General features: G+C 58.6%; 8 protein-coding genes. All 8 read left to right on the forward strand.

Translation table 11 applies throughout. The annotated features are described in order from the left end of the window. Nucleotides 1–717: 717 nt before the first annotated feature. On the forward strand, nucleotides 718–4,179 hold the full coding sequence (locus GX444_19880) for an RHS repeat protein (GenBank protein NLH50841.1): 3,462 nt from the start codon (nucleotides 718–720) through the stop codon (nucleotides 4,177–4,179). A 541-nt stretch (nucleotides 4,180–4,720) separates the two neighbouring features. Beyond that, nucleotides 4,721–5,389 carry a transposase gene (locus GX444_19885; protein ID NLH50842.1) on the forward strand — a complete coding sequence of 223 codons (669 nt, stop codon included), beginning with the start codon at nucleotides 4,721–4,723 and terminating at the stop codon, nucleotides 5,387–5,389. 757 nt (nucleotides 5,390–6,146) lie between these two features. After that, nucleotides 6,147–7,607, forward strand: a complete 1,461-nt coding sequence (locus tag GX444_19890) for a radical SAM protein (protein NLH50843.1) — start codon at nucleotides 6,147–6,149, stop codon at nucleotides 7,605–7,607. 148 nt (nucleotides 7,608–7,755) lie between these two features. Next, on the forward strand, nucleotides 7,756–8,406 hold the full coding sequence (locus GX444_19895; GenBank protein ID NLH50844.1) for an energy-coupling factor ABC transporter permease: 651 nt from the start codon (nucleotides 7,756–7,758) through the stop codon (nucleotides 8,404–8,406). Beyond that, a complete protein-coding gene (locus GX444_19900) occupies nucleotides 8,403–8,726 on the forward strand; it encodes a hypothetical protein (protein NLH50845.1) in 324 nt (107 codons plus the stop codon). The genes GX444_19895 and GX444_19900 overlap by 4 nt, the downstream gene beginning before the upstream one ends. Then, the gene (cbiQ, locus tag GX444_19905) at nucleotides 8,723–9,496 is read left to right on the forward strand and encodes a cobalt ECF transporter T component CbiQ (protein NLH50846.1); all 774 of its coding nucleotides are present in this window, start codon (nucleotides 8,723–8,725) and stop codon (nucleotides 9,494–9,496) included. The genes GX444_19900 and cbiQ overlap by 4 nt, the downstream gene beginning before the upstream one ends. Before the next feature lie 2 nt (nucleotides 9,497–9,498). Next, the gene (locus GX444_19910; GenBank protein NLH50847.1) at nucleotides 9,499–10,251 is read left to right on the forward strand and encodes an ABC transporter ATP-binding protein; all 753 of its coding nucleotides are present in this window, start codon (nucleotides 9,499–9,501) and stop codon (nucleotides 10,249–10,251) included. Between the two features lie 169 nt (nucleotides 10,252–10,420). Further along, nucleotides 10,421–12,559 (forward strand): PAS domain-containing protein, encoded by a 2,139-nt coding sequence (locus GX444_19915; GenBank protein NLH50848.1) that lies wholly within the window; start codon nucleotides 10,421–10,423, stop codon nucleotides 12,557–12,559. Nucleotides 12,560–12,568: the final 9 nt, after the last annotated feature.

The following is a 12,568-nucleotide window of genomic DNA, read 5'->3' on the forward strand; positions in this document are numbered from 1 at the left end:
CGAAAAATCACCAAGGACGGCCGGGAGTTTTGTTGGGTGCGCTATACCGACCCCAGCGTGATCTACTATTTCTTTTATCCACAAGGAAATTTTCTGAATCCGGACAGCTATCGCGGCTACACCATTGCCTTAATTCGTAATGACAGCGAATCGCCGATCACTGAAATTCGCGGCCCTGTGTACGCACAAAGTCCACTGGGCGGCTCGGCCAGAGTGAATTACGAATATTCGGAAAAAGGCGTCTTGATCAAGGCGTACTATGACGGCAGCTACCAGCGGGCAATATCCTATGGCTATAAAATCGTCGATAATCAATGTGGAGTCATGGGTTGCGATACCGAATTTTTACTGCGAAGTGCCAACTACCAGACACCGGATCTGCCGGAAAAAACGACGGTTGTCACTTACAATGATAACAATGGAGTAACCTCCGAAAGCATTATCGACGCAAATAACAATGTCTTTCAAACTTTCATATTCAGGTACAATTACGACGAAACGCGGTCCTATTCATACCTCTATAAATTCGTTACCCAGGTCGAGGTCGAAAAATCGTCCATGCCGAACGGCGCGGCCGTTGAAACCATTGAAATGACCGGCGACTCCTACCTCGGAAAAGATTTGTTCAATCATTTACCAACACATTCCTCCGGTTATTCCGATTGCTCAAGCTGCAAAAACGGCTCGACGGCTTCGCGAATCGAATGGCGCGATACCTTGCGTCCGATGACCGTGATCGACGAAAGCGGCCAACACGGCTACTGCATGCGATATGGAACCAATACGCAGACGGAAAACTACGCCAATCCACCGGCGACCGGCGAATATTGGTATGACAGCCGCAATAAATTCGTCAAGCAAGTACGCGAATGTCCGTTGCCAAACAGCAATCCTCTCTGCCTGGGGGAAGGTTCCAATTCCGAAGAATGCATTGTAACCAATTACGAATACGATTACCGCGACCCCTTGGAATCCAGCGCCAGCGATGAATCCGGCACCGGTAAAATCTCCGCGATCAGCCGGCCGTCGGTGTTGGACGCCGCCGATGAAATATACAAAAACTACGATTACCTCGACGGCACCGGGCTCATCGAGTATTACACCGAGACCGGGTACACCTTCGTGACCGCCGCCAACGACGAAATCGAACAGCAATCCCACGAATCGAGCTACGTCTATAACGACGATCTGCAAATGACGGCCGTGATGAATCCGCTACAAAGCGGTACGGGCTACCAGACGTCCTATACCTATTACGATGAGAGCGCGGCGGCGCCGGGCATGAAGGAAAGCGTGGTGCTGGCCAACGGCGACACCACGACCTATACCGATTACGATGTCACCAGCGGCAAGCCGACCAAGGTAACCGACGAAAACGGAGTCACCGTGCAGTCGACCTTAAACGGCTTCGGTTCGCCGACTTCCATTCAAGTGTATGACGGCGAAACGCTGCAATACACCCTGGCCAAAACCTATTACGACAACGATCTGCTGCGCGTCGTGGCGCTGAACGGCGAATGGCTCTATTCGCTGGCCTACGATTTCCAGGAAAACATCCGGAGCATCACCGATACCGCCGGCAACGTCCTGAATATCACCTGGGACCTCTATCACAACCCGACGGCGATTTCAGCCACCGACGGCGAATCCGTGACGTTTGAAAAAGCCTTCGAATACGACGGCAATGATCGGCTGATCAAACAGTTCTGCGACGGCGATTCCAGTTCGACTTGCTACCTGCAATACGGCTACGACGAGGACGGCAATCTCGTTTCGGTCCGCGATTACAAGGGGCAGGAGACGACCTACGAATACGACAATTTCCGCAACATCGCCGCCGTTCACGGGCCCGACTGGGGCGATTGGCTCTTTTCGTACGACACCGAAAAAAATCTGACCGCGATTGCCGTCGATGGAACGAACGTCGAATACGGCTTCGTGTACGACGATTTCGGCCGTCTGGTCAAAGTCGATTCGCCCGATTTCGGCGTCTGGCGGCAGGCGTACAATGCCCTGAATCAGCCGCTATATAACCGCTTCGCCGGGGTTCACAGCACCTTTACCTACGATGCGATGGGCCTGGGCCAGCTCTATTCCCGCGAATATTTTCCGGAAGGCGGCGGCGATGCCTTGGCCATTCATCAGTACACCTGGGGCCAACCCGGCGACAGCCAGGCGCACAGCGTGGGCCGCGTCAAGGCCGAAACCATCGATGAAAAGGAAAACGGCGACGGCGACGATTACTCCATCACTCATGCCTACGCCTTCGACGGCAAACCGATCAAGGACACCATCGTCATTCAAGACAAGACCTTTGAGATCGTTTACGCCTACGACGCCAACCGCAACCTGCGGACGATCACCTACCCGTCGGGCAACGTGGTCACCTACGATTACGCCGACTTCAAGGTCAACTCGTTGAAGGTCGATGTCGCGGTGCCCGAGGATCAGGATGCGATCAGCCACCAGTTCTTGACGGCGGCGACCTACCTGCCGTTCGGCCCCTGGTCGTCGATCACGCACGGCAACGGCCGCAAAACCAACTTCACCTACAACCAGCGCTATTTCCTGACCGATCTGGAAACCGGCAATTCCAGCCTGGGCGACAAGATCGTCGATTACCATTACGAACCCGACGCCAACTTGAACATCGCCGCGCTGATCGACCAGACGGCCGACCAGGGCATGACCTTCACCTACGATTCGCTGAATCAACTGAAAACCGCGACCGCCTATCAGGCCGGGAGCGGGATCTACAACGATCAGGCGTATTCCTACGATCCGCACGGCCTGGGCAACCGCGCCGCGTTGGTGGACGGCGGCGTCACCCACGGCTTCACCTACAACGGCAACCGCCTGGCGGAAATCAACGGCTATTCGGCATCGCGCGCCTACACCTACGACGCCTACGGCCGGGTGACGGGCCTTCAGCTCGAGAACGCCGGCGGCAACCTGACCTTCGCCTACGATCACCAGGGGATGATTTCGAAGGTGAACGGCGGCGCGTACCAATACCAGTACGACACCAAACAGCGCCGGGTGCGGAAGGTCAAACAGGGCGGCGACACCCTTTATTACATTTACGACGCGCTCGACAACCTGATCGCCGAGTATACGCAGGCCGACGGCGCCACCGAGGCGACGGCGACGCGCGAGTACTATTACGCCGGCAAGCTGCTGCTGGGCGCGGCCGACCTCGAAACGCAGTTGGTGGAGCCCTCGCCGTTCGGTTGCGCGGCGAAGAAGAACGGGTTCCAATCGCCGTACGAGGTGGCCTGGCTGCTGCTGCCGATGGCGGTGGCGTTGGCGTTGCCGCGCTGGCGGCGGGCGGACCGTTCGGGTAAGATTCGGTTGTCGCTGGCGGCGCTGCTGGCGGGCGGGATGATCGCGGGAAGCTTCGTGTTGCTGACGGCCCGGAGCGGCCGGGCGATGGGCGACGACGAGGAAGTGCTGGTGTACAAGCCGTATTGGGCGCATTTGAATCAGATCGGGGCGCCGGTGCGCCTGACCGACGCCGACGGCGCGGTGGTCTGGGCGGCGGAGTACGAGCCCTTCGGCAAGACCGTGTCGCTCGACGAGGACCCCGACGGCGACGGCGAAACCGTGACGATGAACTTCCGCTTCCCCGGCCAGTACTATGATTCGGAAACCGGCCTGCACTACAACTGGCACCGCTATTACGATCCGATTGCGGGGAGGTATCTGCAGGCGGATGAAGTTACCATGAAAATGAAAAATAAGATTATTGAATTGGCCTATAACAATTATAAATATGCAACCAACAATCCTCTAAAGGTATATGATTTGAATGGTAATGAAGGATGTGCAATGTTTTTCTTTACAATGCTTGCCGGCGTTGGTGGGGGTGTTCTTGGCGTGTCATTGACGGGGGAATTAGCATACGGCTTCGCCGTTGGTGGAGGTGCCGTGGCGATTTTAGTTCTAGCGACTGATATTTTAACAGGTTTACCTCTAACTATCCAATGTATACAATGTAGGGCTAAAGCTTTTTCAGAATATGATGACGTATGCATGCGGGAAATGGGGTCATCTGGTTTTAATCCGATGTGTAGGAAAGCAAATGATATTCAAGCTGGAGTGGATATTGGAGAATATGCTAAAACCAAATGCAATTGCGAAGGAAGTTTTGATTGGTTGAGTAATGCATTAATAAATTAACAAGTTGGAGTTATGATGAAAACAACAAAATGGGTAATGATATTTATATTGATTACACTTATAATTCTCGTAATTGCGATAAATGCAATATACTATTACTCGATAAATATCAGCAACTCCAGAGAATATGATGAGCAAATCGAAAAATACTTTATATATGGATTATTTATATTTATATTTTCGTCATTAATAATGATAAACAGAAAGACGAATATAATTGGAACATGGCTTTTACTTCTTTCGCTTCAACTGATTCTACCCTTTTTACTTTTACATCGAGAGCAAGGGCAAGCAATATCAGTATTTGGTAATATTTTATTTTATTATTGTGTCACATTATCACTCATCTTACTTCCAAAAGTCATTAAGATGATTGTTGACAGGTCAAAAAACAAATAGACATTGTCAAATATTTCAGGATATTCCTGGGACTTCCCGGGCAATTCCGGCAATTCCGGGGACACAATACTCATCTTTCACAATTCCTGGGACACAATACTCATCTCTTGCCTTCCATTTTCGGTTTTGGTAGCATCGATCCATGGCACGAATAGCACGAGTAGTGGTTCCTGGGTTGCCGCACCACGTCACCCAGCGGGGCGTTCGGCGGCAGATAACGTTTTTCAACGAAAGCGACTACGAGAGTTACCTCGAACTGATGGCCGAGTGGTGCGCGCGGTGCGGCGTGTCGATCTGGTCGTACTGTCTGATGCCCAATCACGTGCACCTGATCGCGACGCCCGACGAGGCGGACGGCTTGCGACGCGGCATCGGCGAGGCGCACCGTCGCTATACGCGGCGGATCAACTTTCGCGAGGGCTGGCGCGGCTATTTGTGGCAAGGGCGGTTCGCGTCGTTTCCGCTGGATGAGCGGCACCTGCTGGCGGCGGCGCGGTACGTCGAACTCAATCCGGTGCGGGCGGGGTTGGTTGCGCGCCCCGAGGACTACCGCTGGAGCAGTGCGGCGGCGCACCTGAGCGGGCGCGACGATCTTCTGGTGCGAACCCGGCCGCTGTTGGAGATGGTGAGCGATTGGCGCGCCTTCCTGCAAAGCGCCTTGTCCGATGAGGAACTAGCCGATTTGCGCCGCCACGAACACACCGGCCGCCCGCTCGGCGACGAGAGGTTCATCGAAAGCATCGAGCGGAAAATAGACCGCCTGCTGCGCCGGAAAAAACCGGGACCTAAGCCAAAAATCGAGAGGAGATAGGTAATGTGTCCCCGGAATTCCCAGATAGGTAATGTGTCCCCGGAATTCCGGACGGAATTCGGCCCCCCGGAATTCCCGGAATTCCCCAAGTAAATGTCCGGGTTGCAACAATATTGCGAATGATTATCTTGATATGTTGCCCACAGGTAGGTATTAAATTAATGTATATCAACAAGGGAACAAGAAAATACCAAACATTTTCACTGATATCATACATTTGTTACTATACTTTTCCATTGTGGTTACTGTATTTATTCAAATCTGGATCAATTATTAATTTTTCTTTTTTTTCAATAATATTTTCTTTTCTTGCAATTTTATTGCTCTTCGCCTCCTTTTATCTATATTTCAAGAATGAAAAAAGGGAAGAGTGTTTGCAAGGGTTACTCCTTTCACACTATCTCATATGTGTGCAAATGGCAGTGAACTGTTATGAATATATGGTTTTCTATTATCTGCTTGCCGTTATCATGATTTTACTTGCAATGTTTAATTTTTATATTGGAATTAAAGAATTGATTAAATATTGGAACGTTAATTAGGAACTTCCACCCTTTCTGAGGCAATAATCACGCGAGTCAAAAGCGCCCCCATTTTCTTTCCTTGCATCGCTGTGTCCCCTTATCCGAAATGCACGAAGGAGCGAAAACCCCTGTTAGGCAAATCCGAGATCGCTGTCACGCTGGCGGCGGGTTGACCGGTCGGGTAAGATTCGACGGCGATTATCCGACGATAGCAGGGAGGAAACGATTCGTTCGTGACTGAGGAACTTCAACGACCAGGCGGCGCGGTAAGCGGGGATGAAGCGCGTTCGCTGCAAGGCAAACGGGTCGGGCTGATCCGGCCGCCGTCGGCGCGGCGCCGCGCCACGTTCTTCCTTTCCAAACCGCCGCTCAATCTGGCGATGCTCGGGGCCTGGCTGGAAAGCCACGGCGCCAAGGTCGAGATCCGCGACCTGGACGTCGAGCCCGAGGTCGACCTGGAACCCTGGCTCGACCGCTTCCGGCCCGACCTGCTGGGTTTCACCGCGATGACCCCGACGATCCTGCAAGCGGCGCGGTTGGCCGCGCGGATCAAAGCCCACGCGCCGCGCCTGCCAATCGTCGCCGGCGGGCCGCACGTCAGCGCCCTGCCCGAACGGTCGCTGGCGGAATTTCCCGGCTTCGACTACATCATTCGCGGCGAGGGCGAGCTGCCGCTGAAAGCGCTGCTCGAGGCGCTACCGGCGGGCCGCTCCTCCGATGTTCCCGGCCTGTCCTGGCGGGAGGGCGCCGCGATTCGCACCAATCCGCCGCCGCCGCGGATCGAGAATCTGGACGCGCTGCCCCCGGCGAACCGAGAGTTGCTGCCCCGCGGGCGCTACACCGCGCCGGGCTTTCGCGGCTTTGCCGGCAAGAACCGGACGAGCTGCGACGTGTTCACCGCGCGGGGCTGCGTCGGCAACTGCCTTTTCTGCGTCTCGCAGGACCGCCGGGTCGTCTACCGTTCGGCCGCGCACGTGCTCACCGAACTGCGGCTCTGCCGGGAAAAATACCGCGCCGACCACATCCTGTTTCTGGACGACACCTTCACTTCCAATCCGGACCGGCTGCCGGAGATTTTCCGCTACCTGCGCGATCAGCGGATGGTCTGGCACTGCACCACGCGGGTCAACGAGGTCACGCCCGCGCTGCTGCGGGAGATGAAACAAAGCGGCTGCCACGGAATCGTTTTCGGGATCGAAAGCGGCAGTCCGCGCCTGCTCCGCCAGATCCGCAAGGGGATCACCGTTGAGCAGGCGACGGCCGCCTTCGACGCGGCGCACGCGGCGGGGATTCCGCAGTTGGAGGCAGATTTCATTCTCGGGGCGCATCCGAGTGAAACCCGGGAGGACATCGCCCAAAGCGTCGCGTTGATCAAGCGCCTGCGCCCGCACCTGCTGATCGTCAGCATCGCGGTGCCCTACCCCGGCACGCCGCTCAATGCGCTGATGCGCGAGCGCGGCCTGCTCGGCGACGACACCCCCTGGGACGAATTCGTGCTGCTGGGGGCGAAACCTTCCTGGAGAACCGAAAACTTTTCGTTGCGGGAGTTGACCCGCATCCAGAAGCGGTTGCTCTTTCGCCACTATTTCAGTTTCACTTTTCTCCGCCACATCGGGCGCGGCAGGAACGGCTGGAGCGGGCTGAAATATTACCTCAAGGCCGCCTACTCCTTTTTCCGCCTGCCCACCCATTGAATCGATCGGCCGCGCCGAAACGCGCCGGCCGGTACCCGAAAAAAAAACAATTTGCCCCACCCCCCGTGACACGATTATAAAAAGTGTGTTACTATCGCCGCCGCTCTGGAAGGCTTCGATTCATCACAACAGCAAATGGAGAAGAACCATGCATGTTCCGGACGGATTCGTCAGCCTGCCGGTGAATCTCGCGACGTTCGTCGCGGCGGGCGGCGCCTGCGCGTATGCGGTGCGGCGGGCGCGGCAGGAACTGGGCGAGCGGCAGGTGCCGTTGCTGGGCGTGACGGCGGCGTTCATCTTCGCGGCGCAGATGCTCAACTTCCCGATCGCGGGGGGGACAAGCGGGCATTTTCTGGGGGCGGTGTTGGCGGCGCTGTTGCTGGGGCCGTGGAACGCCTGCCTGATCATGGCGATCGTGCTGGTCATTCAATGTTTGGGGTTCGCCGACGGCGGTCTGACGGCCCTGGGCACCAATGTCTTCAACATGGGCGTCATCGGCGGCATCGTGCCGTATTTTCTATTGCTGCGGGGCGCCCAGGACCAGGCGATCGATCATAAAAAGTTCTATCTGGCGCGGGTCGCGGCCGCTTCCTGGCTGTCGGTGGTGTTGGCCTCGACGGCCTGCTCGCTGGAGTTGGCGATTTCCGGCACGTCGCCGCTGGGCGTCGTTTTGCCGGTGATGGTCGGCGTGCACATGCTGATCGGATTGGGCGAGGCCACGATCACGGTCGCGGTGGTTTCGGCCGTGCTGGCGTCGCGGCGCGATCTGCTGTGGCAATTGCAGGAGGCGAACAAATGACGCGCAAAAATTGGGGATTCGCCCTGATCGGGCTGGGCGTGGCCTTGTTTCTGGCGCTGGTCGTTTCGCCGCACGCGTCGTCGTCGCCCGACGGGTTGGAGCGCGTGGCGGAGGATCACGGCTTTTTGGGCAAGGCCGAGGAGCAGCCGCCGGCGTGGAAAAATTCGCCCATGCCGGATTACGCGCTGCCGGGCGTCCAATCCGAGGGTTTATCGACCGGCCTGGCGGGCATCATCGGCACACTGGCGGTTTTCGCCCTGGGCACCGGCGTCGGTTTGCTCGTAACCAGACGCAACAGCGCCCCAGCCGCCGCGAAGTGAAGCACGGCTTTCTCGATTCCACCAGCGGGCTGGACAGCCCGATCCACCGCCTCGAGGCGCGCGCGAAAATCGTCGCCGTGTTGGCGGCGGTGGTGATCTGCGTCAGCACGCCGCCGACGGCCTATGCCGCGTTCGGGGCCTATTTCGCCCTGGCGGCGGCGCTGCTGGCGCTGTCGCGGTTGCCGGCCGGGTTCGTGCTGCGCCGGCTGCTGATGATCGTGCCGTTCGTGCTGCTGGTGGCCGCGTTTCTGCCGTTTCTCAAGGCGGACGCGGTGGGCGGCGGTTACAGCCTGGGCCTCGGCGGGCTGGCAGTGTCGCGCGGCGGGTTGCTGGTGTTTTGGAACACGGCGGCCAAGGCGAGCTTCGGCATTCTGATGATCGTGCTGCTGTCGGGCACGACGCCCTTTCCCCAGTTGTTGCAGGGATTGCGGCGGCTGCGCTGCCCGGACGTGGTGGTGATGATCCTGTCGTTCACCTATCGTTATCTTTTCGTGTTGACCGACGAGGTGCTCCGCCTCAAAATCGCCCGCGACGCGCGCGGCTATCGGGGCCGGTGGTTGTGGCAAGCCCGCACCATCGGCCAGATGATCGCGGTTTTCTTCCTGCGCAGTTACGCGCGGGCGGAACGCATCTACCTGGCGATGATCTCGCGCGGGTACGACGGGCGATACGCCTATCTGCCGGCGGCGCGATTGGCCGGCCGCGACACCGTTTTCGCCGCGGCGGTGATCGGCCTGATGCTGACGGCGCGTCTGGCCCTGAAAGGATGACGATGCCCGCGATCGAAATTCGCGACCTGCACTATACCTATCCGGACGGCACCGCCGCGCTGGCCGGGGTTTCGCTGACCCTGGAGCCAGGCGAGAAGGTGGGGATCGTCGGGCCGAACGGCGCGGGCAAATCGACCTTGCTGCTGCAATTGAACGGCCTGCTGACGCCCCAGGCCGGCGAGGTGCGGATTTTCGGGACGCCGGTGGTCCGCGCCAACCTGAAGGAAGTGCGCCGGCGGGTAGGCATCGTTTTTCAGAATCCCGACGACCAGCTTTTCTGCCCGACCGTGCTCGAGGACGTGGCGTTCGGTCCGCGTGCCATGGGCCTGCCGGCGGCGGAGGTGCAGGCGCGGGTGGACGAAGCGCTGGCCGCGGTCAATTTGGCGAGCCTGGGCGAACGCAGCGCGCACCACCTGTCGTTCGGGCAGCGCAAGCGCATCGCGACGGCGACGGTGATTTCGATGCGGCCGGACATCTGGGTGTTCGACGAACCGTCGGCGAATCTCGATCCGAAGACCCAGTTGATGTTGGCGCGGTTCATCGGCGGGTTGAGGCAAACGGTGGTGGTCGTGACGCAGGATTTGTACTTCGCCGCCGAGACCTGCGACCGCCTGGTGGTGCTCGCCGAGGGCCGGGTGAAATTGGACGGTCCAACCGGAGAAATTCTCGGCCAACCGGCGCGCCTGGAAGAATACGACCTCGAATTCGGCCGCCAATGCCGCATCTGCGAGAAAAGCAAAGAGTTTTCCCGCTGAGCGCGGCCGCGCGCGCGCCGCTCGTCCGGGCGAACCAGCAAAAACCCCGCCGCGCGCCGCGCGGGTGCTTGCCAGATAACGCCGCCTATGTTTATACTCCCCTCGCTCACGGAGGATTGAGCATCTTCATCGTGCTAACAAAAAGAAAATAAGCCTAGGGGATCGGAGCGTGAAAACCAGCAGTCGGCGTATGCTGCAACTGCGGCCCGCCTTGCGGATCGCGTTGATCTATGCCGTTTTCGGCGGCCTGTGGATCCTTTTCTCGGACCGGTTGTTGGCGCTTTTTGTCGCCAATGCCCATCTGCTCACCCGGTTGCAGACCTTCAAGGGGTGGTTCTACGTTCTGGTGACGGCCGGCCTGGTCTACTACCTGGTTTCGCAGCACTTGCGTCGCGAGACGCAACTGGAGGGCAGCCGCCGCCTGAGCGAAAGCCGGCTGCAGGCGGTGCTGGACAACGCGCCGGCCGCGATTTTCATCAAGGATACGCGCGGCCACTATCTACTGGCCAACCGGCTGCTGCGCGAAATCATCGGTTCGTCGGAAGGCTCGATCCTATCCAAGACCGACCAGGATCTGTTTCCCGACGAGCAGGCCCGCCAGTATCGCGCCCACGACATCGAGGTGCTCAATTCCGAAAAGCCCATGGAGTTCGAGGAAATCATGATTTCGCCGGGCGGCCTGCGTCGCTACCTGGCGACGAAATTCCCGTTGTTCGACGAGGAACGGCGGGTTTATGCGTTGTGCGGCATCCTGACCGACATCACCGCGCGCCACGGCGCGGAAACGCAATTGAAGAAAAGCGAGGAACGGTACCGCACGCTGGCCGCCAATTTCCCTAACGGCATGATCCTGCTGTTCGATCACGACCTGCGCTATCTCCTGGTCGACGGGACCGGCCTGCAGGAATTGCGGATGACCAAGCAGGAAATGGAGGGCCGGACGCTGGCCGATTTGTTCCCGCCCGCGGTCCGCGAAGCGGTCGAACCGCAGTACCGCGCCGCGCTGGCCGGCGAAAAACGGGTCGCCGAGGTGGCCTTCGGCGATTTCCTCTACGAGGTTCACACGCTGCCGGTCTACGACGAGCGCGGCGACGTCGTGGCCGGCATGGCGATGACGCAGAACATCAGCCAGAAAAAGCAGTCCGAAAAAGAACGGCTGCTGCTCGAAAACCAGCTCTTCCAATCGCAGAAAATGGAGGCCATCGGCCGCCTGGCCGGCGGCGTGGCCCACGATTTCAACAACCAGTTGACCGGCATCCTCGGCTACACCGAGATGATCCTGCAATCGCTCCGCCCGGGCGATCCGCTGCGCTCGGACATCGAGGAAATCCACCGCGCCGCCGAGCGCGCCGCCGGGCTGACCCGCCAACTGCTGACGTTCAGCCGCAAGCAGATCATTTCGCTGCAGGTCGCCGACCTCAACGAAATCGCCAACGAGGCGCAACGGATGCTGCGGCGCCTGATCGGCGAGGATATCGAGTTGGTGTTCGTGCCCGCGCCCGACCTGGCGCACGTGAAGGTCGACCGGCACCAGATCGAGCAGATGCTCGTCAATCTGGCCGTCAACGCCCGCGACGCCATGCCCGGCGGCGGCAAGCTGATGATCGAGACGGCCAACGTGGAACTCGACGAGAAATATTGCCGGCAGCACCCGGACGCCGTGCCGGGCCGTTACGCGATGCTCGCCGTGAGCGACACCGGCCAGGGCATGGACGAAAACACCAAGGCGCGGTTGTTCGAGCCGTTTTTCACCACCAAGGAAAAGGGCCGCGGCACCGGCCTGGGCCTCAGCACGACCTACGGCATGGTCCGCCAGCACCAGGGCACCATCGGGGTCTATTCGGAAAAGGGCGTGGGAACCTCCTTCAAGATTTACCTGCCGAGTTGCGATGAACCGCTGGCGCCCGCGCCGCCCGCGCCCGCGCGGGGCGAGGTCACCGGCAAGGAGACGATCCTGCTGGTCGAAGACGAGCAGACGGTTCGCGACCTGGCGGAAAAAATCCTCGCGCGCTACGGGTATCGGATACTGGTGGCCGACGGCGGCGGCAGCGCCTTGTTGCAAGCGCAGCGCAACAACGAGCCGATCGACCTCTTGCTTACCGACGTCGTCATGCCCAATATCAACGGCAAGGAGTTGTACCGGCAATTGCGGGAACGGCGGCCGAACCTCAAGGTCCTTTACATGTCCGGTTATACGGAAAACGTGATCGTCCATTCGGGGATCCTGGAGGCCGACGCGAATTTCATTTCCAAGCCGTTCGCCATCGAGGCGCTGGTGCAGAAGGTACGTCAGGTCCTGGACCACTAACCGAACGAG

Source organism: Myxococcales bacterium (genome assembly GCA_012517325.1).
GTDB lineage: Bacteria > Lernaellota > Lernaellaia > Lernaellales > Lernaellaceae > JAAYVF01.